This window comes from Saccharothrix sp. (assembly GCF_031180885.1).
Classification (GTDB): domain Bacteria; phylum Actinomycetota; class Actinomycetes; order Mycobacteriales; family Pseudonocardiaceae; genus Actinosynnema.
The window spans coordinates 17,185-43,767 of sequence record NZ_JAPSLK010000063.1 but is presented as its reverse complement, the minus strand read 5'-3'; the positions used below and the strand labels follow the sequence as shown (position 1 = coordinate 43,767).

At 71.9% G+C, this 26,583-nt stretch carries 25 protein-coding genes, 1 rRNA gene and 1 pseudogene; 18 read left to right on the top strand and 9 right to left on the bottom strand.

What is annotated here, in order from left to right:
* The 3 genes from rrf (at position 1) to RIN75_RS37965 (ending at position 4,717) form a co-directional block, all read left to right on the top strand.
* A 5S ribosomal RNA gene (gene rrf, locus RIN75_RS37975) occupies positions 1-116 on the top strand.
* A 97-nt stretch (positions 117-213) separates the two neighbouring features.
* On the top strand, positions 214-1,779 hold the full coding sequence (locus tag RIN75_RS37970) for a dGTP triphosphohydrolase (RefSeq protein ID WP_309116938.1): 1,566 nt from the start codon (positions 214-216) through the stop codon (positions 1,777-1,779).
* A gap of 184 nt (positions 1,780-1,963) precedes the next feature.
* A complete protein-coding gene (locus tag RIN75_RS37965) occupies positions 1,964-4,717 on the top strand; it encodes a S8 family serine peptidase (RefSeq protein WP_309116937.1) in 2,754 nt (917 codons plus the stop codon).
* Positions 4,718-4,858: 141 nt separating this feature from the next.
* On the opposite strand, the gene RIN75_RS37960 is transcribed toward RIN75_RS37965, so the two are convergent.
* Positions 4,859-5,836 (bottom strand): helix-turn-helix transcriptional regulator, encoded by a 978-nt coding sequence (locus RIN75_RS37960; protein ID WP_309116936.1) that lies wholly within the window; start codon positions 5,834-5,836, stop codon positions 4,859-4,861.
* A 316-nt stretch (positions 5,837-6,152) separates the two neighbouring features.
* Here RIN75_RS37960 and RIN75_RS37955 point away from each other — a divergent pair, with 316 nt between their 5' ends.
* Positions 6,153-6,719 carry a hypothetical protein gene (locus RIN75_RS37955; protein ID WP_309116935.1) on the top strand — a complete coding sequence of 189 codons (567 nt, stop codon included), beginning with the start codon at positions 6,153-6,155 and terminating at the stop codon, positions 6,717-6,719.
* Positions 6,716-7,381, top strand: coding sequence for an acVLRF1 family peptidyl-tRNA hydrolase (locus tag RIN75_RS37950; protein WP_309116934.1), 666 nt, complete (start codon positions 6,716-6,718; stop codon positions 7,379-7,381). The genes RIN75_RS37955 and RIN75_RS37950 overlap by 4 nt, the downstream gene beginning before the upstream one ends.
* A gap of 18 nt (positions 7,382-7,399) precedes the next feature.
* On the opposite strand, the gene RIN75_RS37945 is transcribed toward RIN75_RS37950, so the two are convergent.
* A complete protein-coding gene (locus tag RIN75_RS37945) occupies positions 7,400-8,023 on the bottom strand; it encodes an NAD(P)H-dependent oxidoreductase (protein WP_309116933.1) in 624 nt (207 codons plus the stop codon).
* 192 nt (positions 8,024-8,215) lie between these two features.
* Between RIN75_RS37945 and RIN75_RS37940 the strand changes: the two genes are divergently transcribed.
* Positions 8,216-8,629: a hypothetical protein gene (locus tag RIN75_RS37940; protein ID WP_309116932.1), complete on the top strand. Its 414-nt coding sequence runs from the start codon at positions 8,216-8,218 to the stop codon at positions 8,627-8,629.
* Positions 8,630-8,633: 4 nt separating this feature from the next.
* A complete protein-coding gene (locus RIN75_RS37935; RefSeq protein WP_309116931.1) occupies positions 8,634-9,149 on the top strand; it encodes a SigE family RNA polymerase sigma factor in 516 nt (171 codons plus the stop codon).
* Here RIN75_RS37935 and RIN75_RS37930 read toward each other — a convergent pair.
* Positions 9,135-9,290: a hypothetical protein gene (locus tag RIN75_RS37930; protein ID WP_309116930.1), complete on the bottom strand. Its 156-nt coding sequence runs from the start codon at positions 9,288-9,290 to the stop codon at positions 9,135-9,137. The two genes, RIN75_RS37935 and RIN75_RS37930, sit on opposite strands and share 15 nt — an antisense overlap.
* Before the next feature lie 429 nt (positions 9,291-9,719).
* Positions 9,720-10,523 carry an SDR family oxidoreductase gene (locus RIN75_RS37925; protein ID WP_309116929.1) on the bottom strand — a complete coding sequence of 268 codons (804 nt, stop codon included), beginning with the start codon at positions 10,521-10,523 and terminating at the stop codon, positions 9,720-9,722.
* A gap of 152 nt (positions 10,524-10,675) precedes the next feature.
* On the opposite strand from RIN75_RS37925, the gene RIN75_RS37920 reads away from it, so the two are divergent.
* The 5 genes from RIN75_RS37920 to RIN75_RS37900 all read left to right on the top strand — a co-directional run bounded on the left by RIN75_RS37920 (position 10,676) and on the right by RIN75_RS37900 (position 16,738).
* Complete coding sequence (locus RIN75_RS37920) at positions 10,676-12,304, top strand: ABC-F family ATP-binding cassette domain-containing protein (protein WP_309116928.1); 1,629 nt, start codon at positions 10,676-10,678, stop codon at positions 12,302-12,304.
* 175 nt (positions 12,305-12,479) lie between these two features.
* On the top strand, positions 12,480-12,689 hold the full coding sequence (locus tag RIN75_RS37915; protein ID WP_015103570.1) for a helix-turn-helix domain-containing protein: 210 nt from the start codon (positions 12,480-12,482) through the stop codon (positions 12,687-12,689).
* Positions 12,690-12,755: 66 nt separating this feature from the next.
* The gene (locus tag RIN75_RS37910) at positions 12,756-13,577 is read left to right on the top strand and encodes an enoyl-CoA hydratase/isomerase family protein (RefSeq protein WP_309116927.1); all 822 of its coding nucleotides are present in this window, start codon (positions 12,756-12,758) and stop codon (positions 13,575-13,577) included.
* 409 nt (positions 13,578-13,986) lie between these two features.
* Positions 13,987-14,196 carry a hypothetical protein gene (locus RIN75_RS37905; protein WP_309116926.1) on the top strand — a complete coding sequence of 70 codons (210 nt, stop codon included), beginning with the start codon at positions 13,987-13,989 and terminating at the stop codon, positions 14,194-14,196.
* A gap of 676 nt (positions 14,197-14,872) precedes the next feature.
* On the top strand, positions 14,873-16,738 hold the full coding sequence (locus tag RIN75_RS37900) for an ABC transporter ATP-binding protein (protein ID WP_309116925.1): 1,866 nt from the start codon (positions 14,873-14,875) through the stop codon (positions 16,736-16,738).
* A gap of 58 nt (positions 16,739-16,796) precedes the next feature.
* On the opposite strand, the gene RIN75_RS37895 is transcribed toward RIN75_RS37900, so the two are convergent.
* Both RIN75_RS37895 and RIN75_RS37890 read right to left on the bottom strand, forming a co-directional pair.
* Positions 16,797-18,374 (bottom strand): penicillin-binding transpeptidase domain-containing protein, encoded by a 1,578-nt coding sequence (locus tag RIN75_RS37895; protein ID WP_309116924.1) that lies wholly within the window; start codon positions 18,372-18,374, stop codon positions 16,797-16,799.
* A 61-nt stretch (positions 18,375-18,435) separates the two neighbouring features.
* On the bottom strand, positions 18,436-19,173 hold the full coding sequence (locus RIN75_RS37890) for an SIS domain-containing protein (RefSeq protein WP_309116923.1): 738 nt from the start codon (positions 19,171-19,173) through the stop codon (positions 18,436-18,438).
* Between the two features lie 111 nt (positions 19,174-19,284).
* Between RIN75_RS37890 and RIN75_RS37885 the strand changes: the two genes are divergently transcribed.
* The 3 genes from RIN75_RS37885 to RIN75_RS37875 all read left to right on the top strand — a co-directional run bounded on the left by RIN75_RS37885 (position 19,285) and on the right by RIN75_RS37875 (position 21,529).
* Positions 19,285-20,040, top strand: a complete 756-nt coding sequence (locus tag RIN75_RS37885) for a DeoR/GlpR family DNA-binding transcription regulator (protein WP_309116922.1) — start codon at positions 19,285-19,287, stop codon at positions 20,038-20,040.
* On the top strand, positions 20,033-21,181 hold the full coding sequence (locus tag RIN75_RS37880) for an MFS transporter (protein ID WP_309116921.1): 1,149 nt from the start codon (positions 20,033-20,035) through the stop codon (positions 21,179-21,181). Before RIN75_RS37885 ends, RIN75_RS37880 begins: the two co-directional genes overlap by 8 nt.
* 222 nt (positions 21,182-21,403) lie before the next feature.
* On the top strand, positions 21,404-21,529 hold the full coding sequence (locus RIN75_RS37875) for a hypothetical protein (protein WP_309116920.1): 126 nt from the start codon (positions 21,404-21,406) through the stop codon (positions 21,527-21,529).
* Positions 21,530-21,533: 4 nt separating this feature from the next.
* Here the strand turns inward: RIN75_RS37875 and RIN75_RS37870 are convergent, their stop codons facing one another.
* The 3 genes from RIN75_RS37870 to RIN75_RS37860 are packed head-to-tail and all read right to left on the bottom strand — an operon-like array spanning position 21,534 to position 23,160.
* Positions 21,534-22,094, bottom strand: a complete 561-nt coding sequence (locus RIN75_RS37870) for a nucleotidyltransferase family protein (RefSeq protein WP_309116919.1) — start codon at positions 22,092-22,094, stop codon at positions 21,534-21,536.
* 4 nt (positions 22,095-22,098) lie between these two features.
* On the bottom strand, positions 22,099-22,284 hold the full coding sequence (locus RIN75_RS37865) for a helix-turn-helix transcriptional regulator (RefSeq protein WP_121228113.1): 186 nt from the start codon (positions 22,282-22,284) through the stop codon (positions 22,099-22,101).
* A 51-nt stretch (positions 22,285-22,335) separates the two neighbouring features.
* Positions 22,336-23,160, bottom strand: coding sequence for an alpha/beta hydrolase (locus tag RIN75_RS37860; RefSeq protein WP_309116918.1), 825 nt, complete (start codon positions 23,158-23,160; stop codon positions 22,336-22,338).
* A gap of 156 nt (positions 23,161-23,316) precedes the next feature.
* On the opposite strand from RIN75_RS37860, the pseudogene RIN75_RS37855 reads away from it, so the two are divergent.
* The 3 genes and pseudogenes from RIN75_RS37855 (at position 23,317) to RIN75_RS37845 (ending at position 26,459) form a co-directional block, all read left to right on the top strand.
* Positions 23,317-24,541: pseudogene (locus RIN75_RS37855) on the top strand (class I SAM-dependent methyltransferase).
* A 181-nt stretch (positions 24,542-24,722) separates the two neighbouring features.
* Positions 24,723-25,400 carry an RNA polymerase sigma factor ShbA gene (gene shbA / locus RIN75_RS37850; protein WP_375296076.1) on the top strand — a complete coding sequence of 226 codons (678 nt, stop codon included), beginning with the start codon at positions 24,723-24,725 and terminating at the stop codon, positions 25,398-25,400.
* A gap of 18 nt (positions 25,401-25,418) precedes the next feature.
* The gene (locus tag RIN75_RS37845) at positions 25,419-26,459 is read left to right on the top strand and encodes a PfkB family carbohydrate kinase (protein ID WP_309116916.1); all 1,041 of its coding nucleotides are present in this window, start codon (positions 25,419-25,421) and stop codon (positions 26,457-26,459) included.
* Positions 26,460-26,583: the final 124 nt, after the last annotated feature.

Sequence of the window (26,583 nt, the reverse complement as noted above, 5' to 3'; positions counted from 1 at the left end):
TCGGTGGTCATAGCGGTTGGGGAACACCCGGTCCCATTCCGAACCCGGTAGTTAAGCCTTCCAGCGCCGATGGTACTGCACTCGTGAGGGTGTGGGAGAGTAGGACGCCGCCGAACTTTCTTTCCCTTAGGGGCACCTGACTTGTCGGGTGCCCCTAAGGGCTTTTTGCGTTCCAAGAGTGCCGTGGCCCCGCCGGCGGACTACTTTCTTGCCATGCACCGCGACCACGACCCCCGAACGCTCCGCAGGTCCGGCCACGGCGGAGGTGGCACGGCCGACCTGGCCACCAGCCCCTACCGCGTCGACCGCGACCGCGTGGCCAGCTCGCCGTTCTTCGCGCGCCTCGGCGGCGTCACCCAGGTCGTCAGCTCCACCGGGTCCGGTTTGCTGGTGCACAACCGGCTCACGCACAGCCTGAAAGTCGCCCAAGCCGCCCGCGCCATCGCCGAACGCCTCAACACCCGGCCCGAACTCGTCGGCGTCATAGACAAGCTCGGCGGGTGCGACCCGGACGTCGTCGAAGCCGCCGCGCTCGCGCACGACCTCGGCCACCCGCCGTTCGGGCACCTCGGCGAACAGGTCCTCGATCGCCTGGCCCGGCACCGGTTCGGCCTGTCCGACGGCTTCGAGGGCAACGCCCAGTCCTTCCGGATCGTCACCACCACCGACGTCCGGGGACCCAAAGCCCTCGGCCTCGACCTCACCGTCGCCGTCCGCGCGGCCATGCTCAAGTACCCGTGGACCCGCTTGTCCTACCCCACCCCGCACCCGCGCGACCTGCCCGCCCCACCCCGCGGCGCCGCCGAACCGCCGGACGCGCCGGGCACGGGCGCCGCGAAGTTCTCCACCTACGTCACCGAACTCGACGACCTGACCCAGGTCCGCGACTTCTACACCGGCCGCCTGGAGCCGTGGCAGCAGACCGTCGAAGCGTCCGTGATGGACACCGCCGACGACATCGCCTACGCGATCCACGACCTGGAGGACTTCCACCGCGTCGGCGTGCTCCAGCACGCCACCGTCTCCGCCGAACTCAACACCTGGCTCGACCAGGCCCTCGACCTCGCCGCGCTGAGCGCCGCCGAGCTGGCCGCCCAGCAGCGCCGCCCCGGCCGGTCCCTGGAGACCCTGCGCCGCCGCCTGCACGCCAAGGACTCGTGGGCCGTGGACGACGGCGCGTTCGCCCACGCGGTCGCGAAGGTTCGTTCCGAACTGGTCGACGGACTGCTCGCCGTCCCCTTCGACGGGTCCGTCGAAGCCGAACAAGCGGTAGCCGGTTTCTCGTCCCGGTGGACGCGCCGACTGGTCGACTCCGTCGGCGTCATCGAGGAACCGACCACCCGCTCCGGGCACGTAGTCCTGGCCACCGCCCAGTGGCACGAGGTGCAGGTGCTCAAGTTCGTGCACCGCCGGTTCGTGCTGCTGCGCCCGGACCTCGCGCTGCACCAGCGCGGCCAGGCCCGCCTGCTCACCGCGCTCGTCGAGGCGCTGGAGCAGTGGGCGACCGACCGGCACGAGGCGGACCGGCTGCCGCGCCGCCTGCACGACCTGATCGAACTCGCCACCACCGAGTACACCGCGTTGGCGCGCACCGACCCCGGCACCCTGGTCGGCGCGACCGGTGACGGACCGTCCGGACCGGACGCCGTCCGGGCGCTCGCGCGGGGTCGGGCGGTGGTGGACTTCGTGGCCTCGCTGACCGACAACCAGGCCGCCGCCCTGCTCGACGCGGTGTCCGGACGAACCGGTCAGCTGTGGACGGACGCATTTGTACTGTGAACTGTGATGGGTCTTACCGTCTGAGAAGTAGGCCGAACGGTGGCAGACGGTAAGTATCCGTGCGCAATACGTTGACCCCTCCGATCGGAGACATCCGGTCGCCGGCCGCGTGCGTCGGGGGCACGCCCGAAAACTGGGGGAGACGCCTGTGCGCTCACCGAATCGCAGATCCCGAAGAAAGACCGTGCTCGCGGCGGGGGCCGCGCTGCTGACCCTGCTCGGCGCGGTGACCCCCGCGTCGGCGGACCCGCCCAACGCGTCCAAGGGCGTCGAGCAGAAGACCGCGCTGCAGATCGCCGCGCTCCAGGAGATCAAGAAGTCGGCGTCCGCCGCCGAGTCCAAAATGGACAGCGCGCTGCTGGTGGAGCAGCGCCGCCGCGCCAACCCCGGCGGCATCGGCAAGGTCCCGCACCTGAACACCGGCGTGAAGGTCGGGCCGGGCGGCACCGTCCTGGTCGACATCCGGGCCCACGAGGTGACCGACGACCTCGTCGCCGCCGTCCGCGGGACCGGCGCCGCGATCCGCTCCACCTCGACCCACGGCAAGACCGTCCGCGCGCAGGTCCCGCTCTCCGCGTTGAGCGGCCTGGCCGGGCGCGCCGACGTCCGCCGCGTCGAGACCGCCGTCGAGTGGAAGTCCTTCCACAAGCAGGACCCGAAGGACACCAAGGTCCCGTCCAAGGAGGACAAGGCCAGGGAGGTCGAGGAGCGCACGCTGGCCGCGCTGTCGGCCAAGGTCGCCGCGCCCAAGGTCGGCGAGGGCGACCGGGCGCACGCCGCCGACACCGCCCGCCAGACCCACCGCGTCACCGGCACCGGTGTCAAGCTGTGCGCGATCTCCGACGGCGTGGACGGCCTGCTCGCCTCGCAGACCGCCGGCGAACTGCCCGCCGTGGACGTCCTGACCAGCCAGGAGGGTTCGGGCAACGAGGGCACCGCGATGCTGGAGATCCTCCACGACATCGCGCCCAACGCCGAACTCGGCTTCGCCACCGCGATCAACGGCGACGCGAGCTTCGCCGACAACATCCGCGGCCTGCGCTTCCAGCTGGGCTGCGACGTGATCGTGGACGACATCCTCTACTTCAACGAATCCCCGTTCCAGGACGGCGTGATCGCCCGCGCCGTGGACGAGGTCGTGGCCGCCGGCGCGGTGTACTTCTCCTCCGCGGGCAACGAGGGCAACATCGCCGACGGCACCTCCGGCCACTGGGAGGGCCGGTTCGTCGACTCGGGCGTGGGCATCGGCAAGTTCGCCGGCACCGCGCACGACTTCAACCCCGACCCGGGCGCGAAGCAGGTGTTCAACCCGCTGTCCGACCGCTCGGGCAACGTGCCGGTGACCCTGTTCTGGACCGACCCGCTGGCGTCGTCGTTCAACGACTACGACCTGTACCTGGCCAACGCCCAGGGCAACGTGGTCGCGTTCAGCCAGAACAACCAGGACGGCGTCCAGGACCCGTACGAGCGGCTGCAAACCCCGGCCGGCGCGACCGGTCTGCGGCTGGCCGTGGTGAAGTTCCGCGGCGAGGACCAGTACCTGTCGCTGTCCGCGCTCGGCGGCCGGTTCAAGGACTCCGCCGACGGGCTCAAGGCCTACGCGACCTCGGGCGTGACCCGCGGCCACTCGGCGGCCAAGGGCGCGATCAGCGTGGCCGCCGCCCCGGCGAACAACCCGCTGCCGTTCGACCTGGAACCCGGTGACCCGGCCAACCCGCGCGGCCCGTACCCGAACGCGTACGACAGCACGCAGAAGCCGGAGCGGTTCACCTCCGACGGCCCGCGCAAGCTGTTCTTCGCGCCCGACGGCACGCCCCGCGAGGAGGTGCGGCAGAAGCCGGACCTGACCGCCGCCGACGGCGTCGCCACCTCCGTGACCGGCTTCAACCCGTTCTTCGGCACGTCGGCGTCCGCGCCGAACGCGGCGGCGATCGCGGGTCTGATCCTGTCCGGCAACCCGACCCTGACCCCGGCCGAGGTGCGCGAGGCGCTGACCGCGACCGCGCTGGACATCGCCGAGGCGGGCGTGGACAACCGGACCGGCGCGGGCATCGTGCGCGCCGACCTGGTCCTGGCCTACACGGGCGCGTCGCCGCAGCCGCTGGCCAAGGCGCAGAAGCCCTCGGTGGTCAACGACGCCGACGGCAGCCAGTACCTCAAGCCGGGCACGACGGCGACGGTCACCCTGCCGGTGACCAACGTCGGCGACGGCACGGCGACGTCCACCAGCCTGGTGCTGACCTCGCCGACCGCCGGCGTGACCATCGCGCCGCGGTCGAAGTTCTACGGCACGGTCGAGGTCGGGCAGACCGTGACCAACACGTTCAAGGTCACCGTGCCCGCGTCGGCCCAGCTGGGTGTTCCGGTGCGGTTGGACGCTCGCGTAACTTTCGCCGGTTCTACTTCGCCAACGTCCAGCACGTTCAACGTGCCGGTCGGTGAACCGTCGCGGGAGACCAAGCACTTCGCCTACAGCGGCCCGGTCGTGGCGATCCCGGACAACGACGCGACCGGCGCGTCGGTGCAGATCCCGGTGACCGGGGTCGGGCGCGGGTCGAAGCTGACCTTCTCGGTGGACGGCGCGACCTGCTCCGCCGTCGAGGGGGCCACGACGGTGGGCATCGACCACACGTTCTCCGGTGACCTGGTCGGCACGCTGACCTCGCCGTCCGGCGCGACCGCCACGCTGTTCTCGCGCAGCGGCGGGACCGGGGCGAACCTGTGCCAGGTGGTGTTCGACGACTCGGCCGCGAAGGCGTACTCGTCGGTGACCGCGAGCCTGGCGCCGTTCACCGGCACGTGGCGGCCCAACAGCCCGCTGGCGGCGCTGCTGGCCGAACCGGTCGACGGGACCTGGACGTTCAAGGTGGTGGACCAGGTGGCGGCCGACCGCGGCTCCATCCGGGCGGTGTCGCTGCACATCAACGGTTACGTCTGATCGACCGCGGTTAAAACTGGTTGACGGACCGGCCCCGGTGCCACGGGGCCGGTCCGCCGAACGGCGCAAACCGTTGGTACGACGAAGGCCCCCGGACCGGTGTCCGGGGGCCTTCGCGACTTCGGGCCGGCAACGCGATCTTTACTTCGGCCACTCCCAGCGGATGCCGAACACGCCCGGGCCGAAGCCCAGCGCCACCGCGTGCACGCCGCCCGCCGCGTCCAGCGCGAGGTTGCGCCGCCGTGACGGGGTGTCGTCGCCGGCCGGGACGCTGAACTGCTGGCAGCGCGCGGGCAGGTACGACTGGTCGAAGCGCACCTCGATCACGTACTCCCGCACCGGCAGCCGGAACTTGCGCGCGAACGTGTTGTTGCCGGCCGGGTAGTGGCCCTCGGCGAACAGCAGCTCGTACTCCATGATGATCGTCTCGCCCCGCGCGAGGGGGCGGTCGAACATCAGCTCGGCGACCATGATGTTGGCGTCGGTGTCCTCGACGTAGCGGCCGAGGTGGCAGTTGCGCAGGTTGACCACGTCCGGCAGGACGTCGGACTCCTCGGTCTCGAACACCAGCGCCCAGCGGTCCGGGCCGTCCTGCTCGGCGCGCAGGATCTGCCGCACCCACACCGAGCGCTGGCCGCCGTCGGCGGCGATCTCGATGCGGTCGTGCTGGCTGATCCGGCCCAGCTTGACGTCGGAGGACGTGTCGACCTTCTGCAGCAGGTTGGCGACTCGCTCGCGACGCGCCCACAGGGCGTCGATCGGCATCATCGTCGTCGGCCGGGACCGCCGGCCGCGCGGGCGCGGCGGCCCGAGCAGCGCCGACAGGCCAGCCTGCGGCACGCCCAGCACGGTCTCCAGGTGGCGCAGCGCCTCCAGCGACTCGGGTCGCTCAGGTCGGCGTCGGCCGGACTGCCAGTAGCTCAGCGTGGCGACGCTGATGGTGACCCCGCGCAGGGCGAGCCTGTGCTGGATGCGGTCGAGGCTCAACCTGCTGGCCTTGATCGCGGCTCTCAGCGCCTCGGGGAAGGGTCCCGTGGTCAGGAGCTGCGCAAGACTGCCGTGGCCCGTCGAGTCGAGGTCGTCGACGGACAGGTTGGGTCGACCGGCAGCGTTGGTCATTGTGACTCCCCGCTGTCATTAGATCACGCCCCAGTGACCCTACCCGCCAACGCAGTGCGGTGGTGCCTACCAGGTGGAGTCAATGGTTGGTCCATACGGGTCACGAGTTCACTGGGGTGGCACTCGATCTGTCAAGTGGTGATTGCCTGTGGTCTGGAATCTGTAAACCCGCCGGTAACATTGTGCACGAGATGCCGGAGGTGGTGGTACCGACCCCCTTCGGGATCGGTTGAGCGGTGGTGGTGGCCGCGCTGCGTTACGCGGTCACCACAGCACGTTTGGCGTAACCCGATCGGTTGGCCCTACTGTGTGCCCGGTGACCGACCTGGTACCCGTGCCGGACGACCCGCTGAGCGAGGTGGCCGCCGCCGTCCTCGGCGCGGGCGAGCACCAGGTGGTCGACCTGCTGGACGTGGTGCGCGAGCCGGCGCCGGTCGGGGTGGACGTGGTGCGCGCGGGTGACGACCTGCTGCCCCGGTTGGCCCACGAGAATGCGCTGTCCCACGCGTTGGTGCTGGCCCGGCAGGCGCTGCGGCCCGGCGGTCTGCTGGTGGCCGCGGTGCCGGAACTGGACCGGTTGAGCCGGTTGCGGCCCACCGCGCCACCGCCGCGGGTGTCCGGGCGGGGCAAGGACCGGCAGGTCACCGTGCAGCTGTGGGACTGGGCGGCGGACGGGGAGTCCTACGCGCTGGAGGTCGTGCGGCTGGTGCGCGGGGAGACGTCCTGGGAGGTCGCGAACACCGTCGCCACCCGGCACCGGGTGCTGACCGCCGAGCAGATCTCCGACGAGCTGGCGGGTGCCGGGTTCGGCGCGGTCCAGCGGCTCTCGCCCGCCGAGTGCGGTCACCCGCTGCCGGTGTGGGTGGCCGTGGCGCCGGCATGAGCAAGGTCCGCCCGGTCTCCGGCGGCGGGCGGGCGGTGGAGGTCGAGCCCGAGCGCCTGGACGGGTGGTTCTCGCGCTTCGCGGCTCGGCACGGCGGTGTGCTGCGGACCTCGGTCAGTGCTTCGTCGTTCGTGGTCACGGCGGTGGACGGGGCGTCGGCCGCGGTCGCCTCGGCGTTCGGGGATTTCACCCCTGCGGGTGACTTCGAAGGTCTGGTGCTGGAGCCGTTGCTGTCCCAGGCGCTGGCCAGTCGGCGGATCGGGCTGGTGCTGGTGCGGTTGGGCGGGCACAGCATCGGGGTGGCGGTGGACGGGTCCGTGGTGACCTCGACGACCGACAGCCGGCAGGTGCACGGGCGGAACAAGGCGGGTGGCTGGTCGCAGCAGCGCTTCGCCCGGCGGCGGGAGGGGCAGGCGCGGGTGGCGCTGGCGGCGGCGGCCGACGACGTGGCCCGGGTGCTGCTGCCCGTGCTGGGGTCGCTGGACGCGGTCGTGCTGGGCGGTGACCGGCAGGCGCTGGACGTGCTGCGGGCGGACCGGCGGCTGGCCCCGGTGTTCGCCCTGGCCTCGCCGCGGGTGCTGGACGTGCCGGAGCCGCGGCGGGCGGTGCTGGACGAGGCCGCCCGGCGCGCTCGGGCGGTGGAGATCGTCGTCCGTGACTAGTCGGAAGGTCTTGGCTGGTCAGAAGGTCTTGGCGGCCTCCCGGGCGGCGGCCGTCGCGGTCTGGCGGGAGTCCTCGACGTCGCCCAGGACGGTGGGGTGGTGGCGGATCGCGGTGATGTCGGTGATGCCCGCCCAGCGCAGCCAGTCGTCGAAGAAGGTGGACTGGAAGTCCGTGCCGAACGCCGGCGGGAGCCCGGGGGCCCAGACGGCGCTGGTGTAGACCACGGCGGCCTTCTTGCCCTGGAGCAGCGGCAGGTAGCCGGTCTGCGGATCGAAGCCCCAGAGCAGGCCCGGCTGGGAGACGACGTCGATGAACTGCTTGAGGACGTACGGGATGCCGGCGTTCCACATGGGGACGCTGAACAGCAGTCGGTCGGCGGCGTCGAACCGGTGGAACGCGGCGACCACGGCCTCCCAGGCCTCGTGCGCTTCACCGGTCGGGGTGCCGCCGCGGACGAGCGTCATCTTGGCGTCGGTCTCGGTGGGGCCGAAGGCGGGGAGGGTGCCGTCCCACAGGTCCCAGTGCTCGATCTCGTCGCCGGGGTGGGCCTCGCGGTAGGCGTCCACGAAGGTCGCGGCGATGGCCAGGGACTCGGAGTCGCTGTTCCTGGGCGAGGCGGAGATGTGCATCAACTTGGCCATGGTTCTCCTCGGCTCTTGGCGTTCTCGCTTATTCGGACCGCAGTCCGCTTTTTGCCACACTAGCGGACCATGGTCCGTTTCGCCACCTCGGAAGAATTGATCGAACTCGTGACAACCCCCAGTCGACCCGACCGCATGGATAGGGGTGAAGGGCCCCACGAGGAGGTGGTCCACCAAGCGAAGGAGCAGGTCATGCGCACTCGACTCGTGCTGGCGGCCGGTGCGGTCGTCGTCGGCGGTATCGCCATCGCCGTGCCCGCGTTGGCAGGCGCGTCCGGCGAGCCGACCCCGTCCGCGGTGCCGACCACACCCCCTGCTCCCACCGTGTCCGCGCCCGCCGTCACCCCGGCGCCCTCCGCGCCGGCGGTCACACCGGCTCCGTCGGACACCCCCGCGCCCACACCGCCGCAGGTCACGCCGGCACCTTCCGCCCCTTCGGTCACCCCGCCGCCCTCCGCCCCGCAGGTCACGCCGGCGCCTTCGGCCCCGCCCGCTCCGCCGTCGGCGACGCCCGCACCCACGGCGCCGCCCATCGCGGTGACCCCGCTCCCAACCACCCCCGTCGAGCCCTCGGTGGGCCGGCCCGCCCCGACCCCGAGGCGATGACGGCGTGAGTTGGGACGCGGAGTTCACCGAACACTTCGACCGGTGCGCCGACTCGATGCGCTTCACCGCGTACTTGTTGTGCGGCAACCACCACGAGGCCGAAGACGTGGTGCAGGCCGCGTTCCTCAAGCTGTACCTGGCCGGGCCGAAGCTGGTCCGGCGCGAGGGCCTGGAGCCCTACCTGCGGAGGATCGTGGTGCGCACGTTCATCGCGGAGCGGCGGCGGGTGCGGTGGCGGCGGGAGCAGTTGCGCAGCGAACTGCCCGAGCAGCCCGAGGCCGCGGTGCTGAGCGAGGACAAGTTGGTCGTGTGGGAGGCGCTGCGGTCCGTGCCGGCGAAGCAGCGCGCGGTCCTGGTGCTCAGGTACTGGCACGACCTGGGCGTGGACGAGACGGCCGCGGCGCTGCGTTGCTCGGTCGGCACCGTCAAGAGCAACACCAACCGCGGCCTGAAGGCGTTGCGGCGGCGGTTGGGTCCGGCGTACGAGGAACTGTGGCAGGAGGTGTCACGCGGTGCTTGAGGACCGTTTGAAGGAGTTGTTCGACGAGCTGAACGTCAAGCCGAGGCCGAGCACGTTCGGCCCGATCGACATCGTGTGGCACGGCCACCGCATCCGCACCCGCCGCCGACGCTTGGCCGTGGTCAGCAGCGCCCTGACCACCACAGCCCTGGTAGCCGCAGCCGGCTTCGCCCTGAACCAACCGACCACCGACCCCACCCCCGGCACCGGCACCACCCCGTCCACCTCAACCTCAACACCCCCACCCCCCAACCACCCCAGCCACCCTTCCCTCGCCCCAACCCCCAGCCACCCCCCAACCGCCCCACCCCCGCCACAGGTCACCCCAACCCCTCTCCCCTCGGTCCCCGGCGCACCCCAAGCCAGCTCCGCCCCAGACGCGACCTCAGCCCCGCAGGTCCCATCCGCCACACCACCCCTGTCGACGCCACCCCTGTCCACAGCACCCCAGTCCACAGCTCCACTGGTCCCGTCCCGCTGAACCGCTCGCCGCGACCGCCGTCCCCCACGGGCGCTGAACCGCTCGCCGCGAACGGCGTGCCCCGTGCGCCTGGGGCGAGGTTCGGCGGGTCAGGCGAGGGTGCCGGTCGCCAACAGACCCCCGTCCACGCGAACCGTCTCCCCGGTGATCCACGACGCCCCGTCCGACACCAGGAACGCCACCAGTCGGGCAACGTCCTCCGGCGACCCGAGCCGCTTCATCGGGTAGTGCTGCGCCGCCTCTTCCTCCCGGCCGGTGTAGAGCGCCTCCGCGAAGCGCGTCTTCACCACCGCCGGCGCGACGGCGTTCACCCGCACCTTCGGGCCCAACTGCAACGCCAGCTCTTCAGTCAGCCGGATCAAGGCAGCCTTGCTGGCTCCGTACGCCGCGATCACCCCGGTCGACCGCAGACCGCCCACCGACGCCACGTTGACCACCGCGCCACCGTGCTCCTGCATCCACGCCTTCCACGCCAACTGCACGAACCCGAGCGCCGCGACCACGTTGACGTCGAAGATCTTCAGCACCGCGCCCAGGTCCGCCTCCATGAGCGGGCCGAAGACGGGGTTGATGCCGGTGTTGTTCACCAGCACGTCCAGGCGGCCGAACTGCTCGATCGTCCGCGTGACGACCTCCTCGCGGTCGTCCGCGCGACCCGAGTTGCCCGGAACCGCGAGCACCCGCGACTCCGGCACACCCGCCTCTGCCGCCAAGGACTGCGCCGCCGCCGTCACAGCGTCCGGCTTGCGCGACGTGATCGTCACCGACGCCCCACGCGCCAACAACTCCAGCGCCACGCCGTACCCGATGCCCCGACTGGCACCAGTGACCAGCGCCACCCTGCCCGCGAAATCCGCACCCGCTGCGTCCGTGCCCTCGATGCTCGTCGTCATGCGCGAAATGTATGCCGGTGGACACACGCGGCTAATCCTGTGGCGGCCGACCCGTAGACTGGACGTGTGGTGGTCTTGATCGAGTAGGTCCGGTGCGCGCGACCCGCAGCACCGTCGACCCCGCACGACCACAATCCACTCGGAGTCCCGCCTTGATCACCGCAACCGATCTCGAGTTGCGCGCCGGTTCGCGCATCCTGCTGTCCGACGCCACCCTCCGCGTCCAGCCCGGCGACCGCATCGGCCTCGTCGGCCGCAACGGCGCGGGCAAGACCACGTCCCTGCGCGTCCTCGCGGGCGAAGGTCAGCCCTACGCGGGCGACGTGCGGCGCACCGGCGACCTCGGCTACCTGCCGCAGGACCCGCGCGAGGGCGACCTGTCGGTCATCGCCAAGGACCGCGTGCTGTCCGCGCGCGGCCTGGACCAGTTGCTGCGGGACATGGAGAAGATGCAGTCCACCATGGCCGAACTGGTGGACGACGACGAACTCCAGGCCGCCGTGCGCAAGTACGGCAAGCTCGAAGAGCGGTTCGCCGCGCTCGGCGGGTACGCCGCCGAGAGCGAGGCCGCGCGCATCTGCTCGAACCTGGGGCTGGCCGACCGCGTCCTCGCCCAGCCGCTGCGGACCCTGTCCGGTGGTCAGCGCCGCCGGGTCGAGCTGGCGCGAATCCTGTTCGCCGCGTCCGAGGCGGGCGTGGGGGCGAAGTCCAGCACGATCCTGCTGATCGACGAGCCGACCAACCACCTCGACGCCGACTCGATCGCGTGGCTGCGCGGGTTCCTCAAGAACCACGACGGCGGGCTGGTCGTGATCAGCCACGACGTCGAACTGCTCGACGACGTGGTCAACAAGGTGTGGTTCCTCGACGCCACGCGCGGCGAGATCGACATCTACAACATGGGCTGGAAGAAGTACCTCGAAGCCCGGGCCGCCGACGAGAAGCGCCGCCGCCGTGAGCGCGCCAACGCCGAGAAGAAGGCCGGCGCGCTGATGGCGCAGGCCGACAAGATGCGGGCGAAGGCGACCAAGGCGGTGGCCGCGCAGAACATGGCCCGCCGCGCCGAGAAGCTGCTGTCCGGCCTGGAGGAGACCCGCCAGGCGGACAAGGTCGCGAAGATCCGCTTCCCGCAGCCCGCCGCGTGCGGCCGGACCCCGCTCACCGCCGAGGGCCTGAGCAAGTCCTACGGGTCGCTGGAGGTGTTCACCGGCGTCGACCTGGCGATCGACCGGGGCTCGCGCGTGGTGATCCTCGGCCTCAACGGCGCCGGCAAGACGACCCTGCTGCGCCTGATCGGGCGGATGGAGCAGCCCGACACGGGCGAGGTCATCCCCGGTCACGGCCTGAAGCTCGGCTACTTCGCCCAGGAGCACGAGACCCTCGACCACCAGGCCACGGTCTGGGAGAACATCCGCCACGCCGCGCCGGACGTGCCCGAACAACAGCTCCGCTCGTTGCTGGGCACGTTCCTGTTCAGCGGCGAGCAGCTCGACCAGCCGGCGGGCACCCTCTCCGGTGGCGAGAAGACGCGGCTCGCGCTCGCCGGGCTGGTGTCCAGCGCGGCGAACGTGCTGCTGCTCGACGAGCCGACCAACAACCTCGACCCGGCGAGCCGCGAGCAGGTGCTCGACGCGCTGCGCCGCTACGAGGGCGCGGTCGTGTTGGTCACGCACGACCCCGGAGCGGTGGAGGCCCTTGAGCCCGAGCGGGTGATCCTGCTGCCCGACGGAACCGAGGACCACTGGTCGCAGGAGTACCTGGAACTCGTGCAGTTGGCCTGAGCCAGAGGTTTCAGTCCCATTACGGGAGATCCACTCTCCGTGTTCGCCCCTCACCCGATCGACCGCTCGCCGATCTTTTCGCATGATCGCCTGGCGTTCTTGGTCGCCGTGTTCGATCATTGCGACGACAGGGGCTTTCACGGCCCGACCTGCTGTCTACGGAAGGCGGGACAAGGTGGCTGACCTGAAGAAGGGCGCCCGGATCACCGGCGCCACGCGGGACAAGCTGGCCGCTGACCTGAAGAAGAAGTACGAAAAGGGCGCGAGCATCCGGGCGTTGGCGGAGTCCACCGGACGCTCCTACGGCTTCGTGCACCGGGTGCTCAGCGAGTCCGGTGTGCAGCTGCGCGGTCGCGGTGGCGCCACCCGCACGAAGAAGAAGTAAGCTACCCTCCGGTAACAAAAGGCGTCGAGGAGAGACGGCGCCGACCTGAACCCGGAGGTATCGCGCATGTCGGCACCGACCACCATCGACGCCGGCCTGCTGGAACGCGGAGGCGTGCGGCTCGTCGTCGACGGACCGCGCGCGACGATCACGCTCGACCGTCCCGACGTGCTCAACGCACAGACGCCGTCCACCTGGGCGGCGTTGCGGACGATCGGCGCGCAGCTGGACCCGGACGTCCGCGTCGTGGTCGTCCGGGGCTCCGGTCGTGCCTTCTCCGCCGGTCTCGACCGGCGGATGTTCTCCGGTGCCCCGGTGGAGGGCGAGCCGGGTCTGGCGGAGATCACCCTTCGCGGACCCGAAGGCGGCGCGGCGTTGATCGCGGAGTTCCAGGAGGGCTTCCGCTGGCTGCGCGACCCCGACCGGGTGACGATCGCCGCCGTCCACGGGCACGCCATCGGCGCGGGCTTCCAACTCGCGCTGGCGTGCGACTTCCGCGTGGCCGCGGACGACGTCCAGTTCTGCATGGCCGAGACCTCCCTCGGCCTGGTGCCCGACCTGGGCGGCACCCTGCCGCTGGTGAGGCTGGTCGGGTACGCGAGGGCGGCCGAGATCTGCGTGACCGGTCGCCGGGTGGGCGGCGAGGAGGCCGAGCGCATCGGCTTGGTCAACCACGTCGTCCCCGGCGACCGCTTGGACGCGGCGGTAGACGACCTGGTGGCCCAGGTCCTGCGCCCCATGCCCGGCGCCGTCCGCGAAACCCTCGCCCTGATCGCCCACGCCGCCGAGGGCGCCACCGAACAGTCCCAACTCCAGGCAGAACGCGAAGCCCAGGTCCGCCGCCTGACAGAACTCACCGCCCTGGCCACCGGCACCCCCACCTCCTGACCAACGCCCCCCTGTCCGCCCCCTGACCAGCACATTGAAGGCACCGACGCCCGGCCCCTCCAACATCACCCGATCGGGGACATGCCGGATCCGCGACCTTTCCCCGACTCGCGCGTCCCCGTAGAAGGAGGAACGCGGGGGCGGGAGGGGTTGAGGTACCCAGAAGGCCGACAACCCGATGACCCCGAACGCCCCGTCGACCGATTTCTTCACCGCGCCCAACAACGAAACCGCTGCCGCGTGCGGGCCTTCGGCACCCGTGGCACGTTCGACGCCATCGAGAGCGCAGCGGAGTACCCGGACGACGCCGTGGGAAGTGGGTCAGCCCCATCACCAGGACACCGGTCGCCCAACCGGCCTCGACGACAGGCCGCGCCCGGCCTCACCCATCCACAACGACGACGCACTCGTGATCGGCGTGTCCGACCAGGTGATCAACTGGCTGTCGGCGGCGGACGCGGAGGAGCGTGCCGACCTCGCCCGGCGGTGGGCGCGGCTGCGACAGGCAGACGGCGATGACCTGACCGAGGAGCACGCGCTCGCGTACCTGACCGACCTGGCCGCGCTCGCGGCTCGGACAGCGGCGCGCGGGTGGCGGCTCTACGGGTCGTTCGCCTGACCGGTGTCGACGCCCCGCCCAGCGCGGACGCTCGGTGCGGTGGTGCCCTGGGCCCGATGTGGAGGCCTGGTGCGGTGGGGACGCTCGGCTTGGTGCTCGCACTCGGCCCGGCGGGGATGCCCAGCGCGGTGCGGACGCGGCTGGGCGGGGATGCCTGGCCCGGCGGGGCGCGGCGTGCCTGGCCCGGCGGGGCGTTGTGCGGGTGGCCGGTCCGGCGTGGCGCCCAGTGCGGTGTGGGTGCCCGGTGTGGTGCGGGGGCCTGGCCCGGCGGAGCGCGTGGTGTGGGTGCGGTGTGGCGGTGCGGTGCGGTGTGGCGGTGCGGTGCGGTGCGGTGCGGTGTGGCGGTGCGGTGCGGTGTGGCGGTGCGGTGCGGTGTGGCGGTGCGGTGCGGTGTGGCGGTGCGGTGCGCGGTGTGCGGGGCGGTGTGGGTGTGCGGTGCGCGGTGTTGTGTGGGGTTGCGGTGGGGTTTGGGTGGGTGGGCCAACGTCACCCGATCGGGGACATGTCGGATTCGCGACCTTTTGGCGGCTCGCGCGTCCCGTAGAGGGAGGAACGCGGGGGCGGGGACGGGCCGGGGAACGCGGGGGCAGGGGGCGGGTCGTGGGTACGCCGACAGCGGACAACCGGTGACCCGGTAGCGGGAAGCCGTAAGCCGACCTGCGCGTTCTCCTGTGTCGTGGATGGCACATGGGGCTTGATGCGCAGTGCGATGGCGGCGTCCGGTACGCCCAAGGCGGTTCGGCGGGGGACGTTTCGGCGGGTTGTCGGGTTTGCTCGGCCGCATCGGGCCAAGTTGGTCGTGTTCCTGTTGCTGACGGTCGTGTCGGCGGTGCTGGCGGTGAGTACGCCGGTGCTCGCGGGGCGGGTCGTGGACGCGATCGTTGGTGGGCGGGACGTGTCGGTCGTCGCCTGGTTGGCCGTCGCGATCGCCGGGATTGCGATCGTGGACGCCGCGCTCGGGCTGGTGGAGCGGTGGCAGTCGGCGCGGATCGGGGAAGGGTTGATCTACGACCTTCGCCGGGTCGTGTTCGAGCACGTGCAGCGGATGCCGGTCGCGTTCTTCACCCGCACCCGCACCGGGGCGTTGGTCAGCCGCCTGAACAACGACGTGATCGGCGCGCAGCGGGCGTTCACCTCGACGCTGTCCGGAGTGGTCACGAACGTCATCCAGCTCGGCCTGTCCCTGGGCGTGATGTTCACGCTCTCCTGGCAGGTCACGGCCCTCGCGCTGGTGCTGCTGCCGGTCTTCGTGCTCCCCGCCCGCCGCACGGGCAGCCGGATGGCGGACCTCCAGCGGGAGGCGTCCGTGCTCAACGCCGGCATGACCACGCAGATGACCGAACGGTTCTCCGCGCCGGGCGCCACGCTGGTCAAGCTGTTCGGGCGGCCCGAGGCGGAAGTGGACGAGTTCGGGGAGCGGGCGGCTCGGGTGCGGGACATCGGGGTTCGCACGGCGATGGCCACCCGGTGGTTCATGACCGGTCTGACCTTGGTGTCCGCGCTCGCCCAGGCGCTCGTCTACGGGCTCGGCGGCTACCTCGCGCTGACCGGCGACCTCGCCGCGGGCACGGTCGTCTCGCTCGCCCTCCTGCTCACCCGCCTCTACACGCCGCTGACCGCGCTCGCCAACGCGCGCGTGGACGTCATGACGGCGCTGGTCAGCTTCGAGCGGGTCTTCGAGGTGCTCGACCTCAAGCCGATGATCGAGGAGAAGCCGCAGCCGCGACCGGTCCCGGACGGGCCGGTGTCGGTCGCGTTCGAGGACGTCCGGTTCGGGTACCCGGCGGCGGACCGGGTGTCGCTCGCCTCGCTCGAATCAGTGGCCACTTTGGACAGTCGTGGCGGCGAGGAAGTGTTGCACGGCATCAGCTTCCACGCCGAGCCCGGCCAACTGGTGGCGCTCGTCGGGTCGTCGGGCGCGGGCAAGTCCACGATCGCCTCGCTCGTGCCCCGCCTGTACGACGTCGACGCGGGCGCGGTGCGGCTGTCCGGTGTGGACGTCCGCGACCTGGCCTTCGACGACCTGCGCGCGGCGGTCGGCGTGGTCACCCAGGACGGGCACCTGTTCCACGACACGATCCGCGCCAACCTCTCCTACCCGCGCCCGGACGCGACCGAGGACGAGCTGTGGGACGCCCTCGACCGCGCCCGCCTCAAGCCACTGGTCGAATCCCTGCCCGACGGCCTGGACACGGTCGTCGGCGAGCGCGGCTACCGGTTGTCCGGCGGCGAGCGGCAGCGGCTGACCATCGCGCGGCTGCTGCTGGCCCGGCCGCGCGTGGTCATCCTGGACGAGGCCACCGCCCACCTGGACTCCGAGTCCGAGGCGGCGGTCCAGGCCGCGCTGACCGAGGCGCTGCGCGGCCGGACCGCGCTGGTGATCGCGCACCGGCTGTCCACGATCCGCGCCGCCGACCAGATCCTCGTCGTGGAGGACGGCCGGGTCGTGGAACGGGGCACGCACGCCGAGCTGCTGGAGGCGGACGGGCGCTACGCCGAGCTGTACCGGACCCAGTTCGACGAAGCGCCCGCCGGAGTGTGAGCCCAAAGGCCGGCCACCGGTGTGACCCAAAGGCCGGTCAGGGCTGTGACCGAAAAGGCTAGAAGCCGCGGAGGAAGGTTGCCGCTGTGCTGACGGCGACCTTCGAGGTGTCGCCGTTCACGACCAGCACGGCGAACGCCAAGTCGCCGCGGTAGCCGATGAACCAGCCGTGCGAGCGCGAACCGTCGCCGTGCTGGGCCGTCCCGGTCTTGCCGCGCACGTCGCCCAGCGCGCCCAGCTCGGTCGCGGTCCCGCCGGTCACGACACCCCGCATCATGGTGCGCAGCGCGGACGCCACGTTCCCGGGCAGCGCGCGCCCGGTGCCGCCGGTCGTCGGGATCTCGCGGATCAACTGCGGCGTCGGCACGCTCCCGCGCGCCACGGTCGCCGCCGCCAGCGCCATGCCGAACGGCGTGGTCAGCACCTTGCCCTGACCGATGCCCGCCTCGACCCGCTCCGGCACGGTCGCCGCCGCCGGCACCTTGCCCGTGTTCGTGGTGATGCCCGCGACGGTGAAGTCCGCGTCCAGCCCGAACAGCGACGCCGCGCGGGGCAGGGCGTCGGCGGGCAGGTCGGCGGCCAGTTGGCTGTAGCTGGTGTTGCACGACGCCGCGAACGCCTCCCGCAGCGACACCGTCCCCAGGTCGAACTGGCCGTCGTTGGTGATCTGCCGCGTCCCGATGGTCTTCTTGCCCGGGCACTCGACCGCGGTGTCCACGGACGCCGTGCCCGCGGTGATCGCCGCCGCCGTGGTGACGATCTTGAACGTCGACCCCGGCTCGTACCAGTTCTGCAACGCGATCAGGCCGTTGGCGCTGGCGACGGAGTTCTGCGCCACGGCGAGGATCTCGCCCGTGGACGGCTGGATCGCCACGATCGCCGCGCCCTGCGCCACCGGGTCCACCGCCGCCTGCGCCGCGCGCTGCACCGCCGGGTCGAGCGTCACGGTCAGCGACTGCTTCGCCTCGGCCTTCTTCTCCTGCACCACGAGCACCGGCACGCCCGCGGCGTCGAGCCCGGCGATCTGCCAGCCGGGCACCCCGGTGCGGTCGCCGACCTCCTTGCGCACCGACTGCATCACCAACGGGGCCAGGTCGGGCATCACCGGCGCGCCGTTGCGGTCGAGCAGGGCGCCGTCGCCGGAGGTCGGCAGGTAGGCCAGCGTCTGGCCGTCGGCGAGCTGCGGGTGCAGGACGGTCGGCGCCCAGTGCACCCGCCACTTCCCGTCGACCAACCGCAGTTCGACCGTCGTCGGGTACTTGACCGCCGTCTTGTCCGGCACCGACCACGTGACGTCCAGGTTCACCGTGGTGGTCGTCGACGACTCGGGCGGTGGCGCCACGGTGCCCAGCCGACCGTGGAACTCGACGCCTTTCATGTCCTGCAACGTCTTCCGCAGGATCGGCTCGGATGCCGCGGCGGCGTCGGTGGCCGCCGCGGCACGGGTCGCGTCACCGGCCATCAGCGCGCTGACGAACTCCTGCGCGGCCGGCGCGGGCAGCGGTCTCACCGTGGGCACCGGCGGTGTGGTGGTCGGACTCGCCCCCGAGGTCAGCACGATCGCCCCGGCCGCGATCACCGCGACCGCCGTCAGCCCGCCCCCGGCCAGCACCCAGCGCTTGGTCTTGTTGTTCACGTTTCCCCCTTCGCCACCGGAGGCTAGCGGCGGCGTGTGGAGGAATCGTGCGTATTCGTACTCAACCCAACTGCGGGATGCGGGTCTGGTACTTGCGCAACAGGTCGGAGTTCGCCGCGTCGCCGCCCTCGACGTTCGCGCTGCGCCACAACGGGAGCGCGACGCCGGCCTCGGCCGCCTTGTCCAGCAGCCGCACCAGCAGCAGGTTCCACAGGAACGCGGTCGCCACCGTCGACACGGCCGCCGTCACCGGGTTGCCGATCGGGTAGGTGGCGTCGCCCGGCGGCACCAGGTTGTCCAGCACCACGGTCGCGTTCTCGGCCAACGTGGTGCCCGCGCGGCGCGGTGCGGCGGCGCTGGCGGCCAGGGACGTCACCGCGACCACCGGGACACCGGAGTCCGCGGCGTGCACGGCCAGTTCCACCGGGTACGGGTTCACACCGGACGTGGAGAAGACGAACAGCACGTCGTGCGCGGCCAGGCCCGCGTCGCGCAGCACCTCGGCGGCCAGGCCGGACCGGCGTTCGGCGGCGGTGCTGCTGATCGCGCCGTGCATGGGCAGCAGTTCGGGGTGGTAGACCGGGCGCACGCAGGCCAGGCCGCCGGCGCGGTAGAAGGTCTCGGCGACGGCGGCCAGCGAGTGGCCGGCGCCCGCGGCGAGGATCGTGCCGTCGGCGCGCACGGTGGCCAGGACCAGCTCCGCGACGTCGTCCAGCGCCGCCGCGTTGTGCTGCTCCACCCGGGTGAGGTGGTTGCGCACGACATCGCCGTAGTCGGAGCCGGGCACGGTCTCGGTCATGCGGGTCCCTCCAGTGGTCTGAACCAACTGATCGCAAGTCCTACCCGATCCGCGCACCGCCCGCCAGGAGGGGTTTGACGTTCGAACACATCCCATGTTCAGATGAACACCATGGATGTTGCAACTCGGCACGAGCGGATCCTCCAGCGACTGCGCGGCGGTGAACGGGTCGCCGTCGGCGCCCTCGCGGAGCTGGTCGGCGCGTCGGAGATGACCGTGCGCCGCGACCTCGACGTGCTCGAGCGCGACGGGCTGCTGCGCCGGGTCCGCGGCGCCGCGGTCAGCATGCTGACCGGCGAGGAGACCCCGTACGCGGCGCGGTCGCGGCAGCGCCTGGAGGCCAAGCGGCGCATCGGCGAGGCGGTCGCGGACCTGATCGACGACGGCGAGACCGTCGTGCTCGACGGCGGCAGCACCACCCTGGAGGTCGCGCGGCGGCTCACCGACCGGCGGCTCACCGTCCTCCCGCTGTCCCTGCACGCCGCCGACGCGCTGCGCAGCGCCGAGAACGTGCGCATGGTGCTGCCCGGCGGCGACATCCGGCCCGGTGAGCTGGCGTTCGTCGGCCCGCTCACCGAGTACGCGTTCAAGGTCATGCGCTTCGACACGATGGTGCTCGGCAGCTGCGGCCTCAGCGCCCGCGACGGCGTGTCCGCGCACGACCTCGCCGAGGGCGCGGTGAAGAAGGCCGCCGTGGACGCCTCCGCGCGCATCGTCGCCGCCGTGGACAGCTCGAAGTTCGGGCGCACCGCGTTCGGCCGGGTGTGCGGAGCGGACGAGATCGACGTCCTGGTCACCGACCGGGACGCCCCGGAAGACGAGGTCGAGCGGCTGCGCGAGGCCGGGGTGGAGGTCCGCCTTGTCTGACACCGCGCTCGACGTGCCCCGTCGGGCGCGGGTCGCCACGGCGATCGTGTTCGGCCTGCACGCGGCCATCTTCGCCGCGTGGACCCCGCACATCCCGTCCGTCAAGGAGGACCTGGGCCTCAACGACGGCACCCTCGGCCTCACCCTGCTCGGCGCGCCGGTCGGGTCGGTCGCCGCGATGCTCCTGGTGGGCAACGCCGTCGCCAAGTGGGGCAGCCGGCGGGTCGTGCTGCTGACGTTCCTCGGCTACGGCCTCACCTCGCCGCTGCTGGGCATCGCGTGGTCGGCGTGGGCGCTGTTCGCGGCGCTGGCGCTGTGGGGCGCGACCCAGGGCGCGCTGGACGTGGCGATGAACTCGCAGGGCATCGCCGTCGAGAACGGCTACGGCCGGCCCATCCTGTCCAGCTTCCACGCCTGGTGGAGCTTCGGCGGTTTCGTCGGCGTCGGCCTGGGCGCGGTCGCCCTCGGCCTCGACGTCGACCTGACCAGCCAGATGGTCGGCGCGCTGGTGCTGGTCGCGCTGGTCGCGTGGCCGCTGACCCGGGCCATGCTGGGCGACGACCACGCCGTCGACGAGCACAAACTGGGGCTGCCGTGGCGGGACAAGCACGTGCTGGTGCTCGGCGCGATCATGTTCGCCGGCCTGCTGTGCGAGGGCGCGGTCGGCGACTGGGCGGCCCTGTACCTCAAGGAGACCGTGGGCGTCTCCGAGGAGAGCGCCGGCTGGGGCTACGCCGTGTTCGCCATGCTGATGTTCGTCGGCCGGGTCATGGGCGACCGGTGGGTGCTCCGCTTCGGCCCGGCCCGCGTGGTGGCGACGCTGGCCGCCATCGGCGCGGTCGGGTTGGGCACGGCCCTGGTGGTCGGCCAGTTCGGGCTCGCGCTGGTCGGGTTGGGCCTGTTCGGACTGGGGTTGGCGTGCATCGTGCCGGTGGCGTTCAGCTCGGCGGCGGCGCAGTCCGACGCGCACGCGGCGCAGGCCATCGCGGGCGTGGCCACCGCCGGCTGGGCGGGTTTCCTCCTCGGACCGCCGCTGATCGGCCTGCTCGCGCACGCCACGTCGCAGAGCCTGGCGCTGGGCATCCTGCCGGTGCTGTGCCTGGGCGTCGTGTTCAGCGCCCGCGCGCTCAAACGCACATGACCGTGAAGGTGTGCTCTTCGTCCGCCGGGTTGCCGCCGCCGTGCCGGTGCAGGCCACTGGAGGTGAGCCCGTGCCGGACGAGGGGAGGCCGCCGTTTGATCGCGTTCGCCTTCAACCTGCCCGCGCGCGGCAAGGGCGCCGAAGTGGTCGGGCTGGCCGTGCTCACCACGCTGTTCACCCTGTCCCTGCTGCTGATCCGGGACGTGGACCGACCGTTCGGCGGTGTCCTGCATCCCGCCGGCCGCGATGCAGGACACCGCCGACGACATCGGCGACGACTTCATCAGCGAGCACGGCGAGCAGAACCTGCCGTGCGACGACGAGGGCAACCCCCGCAACGGCACCTGAAACATCACGGCAGGTCTTCGGGCCGATCCACGTCCCGACCGTCGGCCACGTCGTCGCACGGCACCGCCACGGCCCCGTGCGCCACCAAGTAGTCCCGCGCCCCGGCGTCCCCGGTCGCGGACACCGACACCCCGGCCCAGTGGTCGCGGCCGAGCAGCACCGGATGGCCCGGCGCACCGTCGTACACCGCTCGTGCCAGCGCGGACGGTGACGCCAAGTCCATGAACCGACGCACCGCCGCGACAGTCACACCCGGTGTGTCCACCGGCAGCACCACCACGGCGTCCGCCGAAGCGTCCACGGCCGCGAGCCCGGCCCGCAGCGACGACCCCATGCCGGACGCCCAGTCGTCGTTCACGACCACCTCGGCCCCGTCCAGCACGGCCCGCGCGCGCACCTCCGCCGCCCGCGCCCCGAGCACCACGACCAGGGGCGCGCACCCGGCGTCCCGCAGCACCGCCAGGGTCGAGTCGACCCACAGCGCACCACCGTGCGACACCAGGGCCTTGGGGCCGCCGAACCTGCGCCCGGCGCCCGCGGCCAGCAGCAACCCCGCGACCCGCATGGGGTCACACTAGGGCCTGGTGCCCCTTCAGCTCGGCCCGGCTGGAGACGGCCAGCTTGCGGTACACCCTCGTCAGGTGCTGTTCCACCGTGCTCACGGTGATGTGCAGGCGCATCGCGATCGCCCGGTTGCTGTGGCCACACGCGGCCAGGGTCGCGACCCTGCGCTCCGAGTAGGTCAACTCAGTCATACGCCAGAACACGTGCCACGCCCGGGACGCGGTTCAAGAATCACGGAAAAATCACGAAAGATGCTCCAGCAGCAGCGATGTCAGCACCTCCGGCACCTGCTCGGGCACCCAGTGGGACACGTCCTCCAGCATCTCGAACCGGTACCGCCCCTTGACCCACTTGCCCGTGTCCAGCGCGGCGGTCGACCCGAACGCCACGTCCTCCGTGCTCCACACGTACATCGTGGGCACCGTGACGTGCTCGATGCGCCCGCCGGGACGGCCCGCGCGGTACCAGTTCAGCGCCGCGGTCAGCGCGCCCGGCTCGGACAGCCGCCGCACGTACTCGTCCACCCGCGACGGCGGCACCTTCCACTCGAACATCCGCCGCAGCGCGTCCGCGTTGTCGGCGAGCATCCGCTTCTCGGTGGTCGAGGACCGCCATTCCGTCATGTACGCCGACCGCATGTGCTGGTCCTCGTCGGTCTTCATGGCGTCCGCCAGCGCACGCGGGTGCGGCGTCGAGACCACGGTCAGCGTCCGCAGGCGCTCCGGGTGCTCGTAGGCGGTCCACCAGGCCACCGCGCCGCCCCAGTCGTGCCCGACCAGGTCGAACCCGCCGAACCCGAGCACGTCCGCGACCGCCAGCACGTCCCCGACCAGCGAGTCCACGCCGTACTCGGCGGGCCGCTCCGGGCGCACGCCGGGGGAGTAGCCGCGCTGGTCGAACGCCACCGCCCGGTACCCGTGCCGCCCCAGCACGTGCACCGGGTGCTCCCAGGCCACCGCCGCCTGCGGGAAGCCGTGCAGCAGCAGCACCGGCCGCCCGTCCGCCGGCCCCGCCGCGATCGCGTCGAACACGCCCTCGCCCGTCTCCACCGCAAGCTGCTCGATCACTGTGATCCAGGTCCCATCCGTGATCCGGTCCTTTGTCGAGCATTCAACCGTGCGGCCGAACTTCGGTGTGCCCACAACTCCCGACAGGGGCGGCCGCACACCCTTCAGTGCCACGATGAAGGGGCGCAGGCTGCCGATCGTGCCGAGGAGTGGCCGATGAGCACCGTCGACGTACCCCGCCCCGACCAGGGCAGGTGGCCCGGTCTGCACACCCCGCCCAGGTCGCCGTGGCGGGCCCGCATCGCCGAGGCCCTGTTCCGCAACGCCGTGCGCGGCCTGCCCGTGCGGGTCGAGCTACCCGGCGGCGCGCGGCTGGGCGCCGGCGGTCCCGACGCGCCGGTCATGCGCCTGCACCGGCCGGCGGCGTTCTTCCACCGCCTCGGGGTGGACGCCAAGATCGGCTTCGGCGAGGCGTACATGGTCGGCGACTGGACCACCCGCCGGCTGGCCGACCTGCTCACCGCGTTCGCCGCCCGCCTGACCACCCTGATCCCGCCCCGGCTGCAACTGCTGCGCCGCTGGGTCGAGCGCCGTCACCCGGCCTCCGACAGCAACGACGTGGCCGGGTCCCGGCAGAACGCCCACCGGCACTACGACCTGTCCAACGACCTGTTCGCGGTGTTCCTCGACGAGACCATGACCTATTCGTCGGCCTGGTTCGAGCACCCCGACCAGCCGCTGGACCAGGCCCAACTGCGCAAGATCGACGGCGTGTTGGACTACGCGGGCGTGAAGTCCGGCTCGAACGTCCTGGAGATCGGCACCGGCTGGGGCGCGCTGGCCGTCCGCGCCGCCCGGCGCGACCGTCACCTCGCTGACCCTGTCGGCCGAGCAGAAGGCACTGGCCGAGCAGCGGATCGCGGCGGCCGGCGTGGGCGACCGGGTCACCGTGCACCTGCGCGACTACCGCGAGGAGACCGGCCGGTACGACGCCGTGGTGAGCGTGGAGATGATCGAGGCCGTGGGCGGCGAGTACTGGCCGACCTACTTCGCCATGGTCGACCGGTCACTGGTGCCCGGCGGGCGGTTCGGGCTCCAAACCATCACCATGCCGCACGACCGGATGCCGGCTGGCGCGGCCGGCTACACCTGGATCCACAAGTACATCTTCCCCGGCGGCCTGATCCCGTCCGTGCGGGCGATCGAGGAGACCGTCCGCGACCACACCGCGCTGCGCGTCGAGGCCTCCCGCGAGTTCGGCCCGGACTACGCCGAGACCCTGCGGCGGTGGCGCGAGCGGTTCCTCGCGCGGTGGGACGAGGTGGCCGGGCTCGGCTTCGACGACACCTTCCGGCGGATGTGGGAGTTCTACCTGGCGTACTCCGAAGCGGGGTTCCGGGTCGGCTACTTGGGCGTCAAGCAGTTCGCCCTGGTGAAGTAGCCCTCCGCCGCATTAGGCCGAACGGTCCATTCCATCCCTCACTCGGGTGCTGTTCCCACCACGTGGACCGCGTTCGTGGTCAGCTTTGGCGAATCCCGTATCAGGGGCCGCGCAGCGTCCTCCTCATCAATGAGCCGGGATGAGCCGGGAGGCAACACGAGCGTGAGGAGGTCGCCGGATGGTGCAGCACGCATCCGTGCGAGCTGACGTCGAGATCGAGGTCGGCCCCGCGGCGACCGGCCGCCCCGAGGTCACCCTGCTGGCCGGCGGGGCGCCCGCCAAGCCCGTGCGCTGGACCGCCGAGGCCGAGCTGGCCGACCTGGTCGACGCCGCCCTGGCCGGCGAGCCGCGCGCGGTGGAGCACCTCCTCGCCCGCGTCCAGCCGCTCGTCCTGCGCTACTGCCGCGCCCGCGTGGGCACGCGCGAGCGCACGCTGGTGTCCGCCGAGGACATCGCGCAGGAAGTCTGCCTCGCCGTCGTCTCCGCGCTGGGCAAGTACAAGTACGAACCCGGGTCGTTCCTGGCGTTCGTGTACGGCATCGCCGCCCACAAGGTCGCCGACGCGCGAAGACGGGCGGTGCGCAGCCGCTCCGAGGTCGTGCCCGAGCTGCCCGACACGCCGGCCCTGGAGGACGGCCCCGAGCAGCGGGCGATGAACGGCGAGATGATCGAGGCCGTGACCCAGTTGTTGCGGCGGCTGCCCGAGCGGCAGCGGGAGATCCTGGTGCTGCGGGTCGCGGTGGGGCTGTCCGCCGAGGAGACCGCGGTGGCCGTCGGGTCGACCCCCGGCGCGGTCCGCGTGGCGCAACACCGCGCGTTGGCGCGGATGCGGGAGATGTTCGCGGCCGCCGAGGGCTGATCCTGGCATCGTTGAGAGATGACGACCGCCGACGAGCCCGCGTTCGACGTGCTGTTGTCCGGCACGGTGTTCCTGGACATCATCTTCACCGGCCTGCCCCGGCCGCCGGCGCCGGGCACCGAGGTGTGGGCCGAGGGCCTGGGCTCGTGCCCGGGCGGCATCGCCAACCTCGCCGTCGCGCTGTCCCGGCTCCAGCTGCGCACCGCGCTGTCCGCCGCGTTCGGCGAGGACGCCTACGGCGACTTCTGCTGGGAGGTGCTGGCGGAGCAGGAGGGCGTGGACCTCTTGTACTGCCGCCGGTTCTACGGGTGGCACACGCCGGTGACCGTGTCGATGGCGATGGACCGCGACCGGTCGATGGTCACCCACGGGCACCGGCCGCCGGTGTCCGCCGACGAGTTGCTCAACCCGCCGCCGCGCACGCGGGCCTGCTTCGTGCACATCCAGCCGGAGGACGAGCAGTGGGTGCGCACGGCGAAGGCCGCGGGGGCGTTGCTGTTCGCCGACATCGGGTGGGACCGGACCGAGGTGTGGGCACCCGAGTTGCTGCGGCGGCTGGACGGGTATGACGTGTTCCTGCCCAACGACGTCGAGGCCATGCGGTACACACGGACCGAGTCCGCTCTTGATGCGGCACGGGTGCTGTCTTCTTATGTGCCGATGGTGGTGGTCACCCGCGGTGGTGGGGGAGCGGTGGCCGTGGACTCCGCGACCGGCGAGGTGGTCGACGTGTCCGGGCTGAACGTGGCGCCGCTGGACTCGACCGGGGCGGGGGACGTCTTCGGGGCCGGGTTCGTGCTGGGGACGCTCGCGGGGTGGCCGCTGTGCGACCGGGTCCGGTTCGCGAACCTGTGCGCGGCGCTGTCGGTGCAGCACTTCGGCGGGTCGCTGTCGGCTCCGGGGTGGGTGGACATCGCGACCTGGTGGCGGACCGTGAGCCGGCGGGCGGACGTGGACCCGGACCTGCGCGGGTACCGGTTCCTCGAAGACGTGCTGCCGCACCACGCGGGCGTTGAAGTGCGCCGGGCGAGCGCGACGATCAGGCTGCGCTCCTCGTGACGATCACCCGATCGTGATCTTGCCAGGTTCGAACATCCGTTCGATCATTGACCCGTACGGCCGCGAGCCGTGCGGCACAGGGGGTTTCGCCATCGCCCGGAAGGGGCAGGAGTAATTTCGGGTC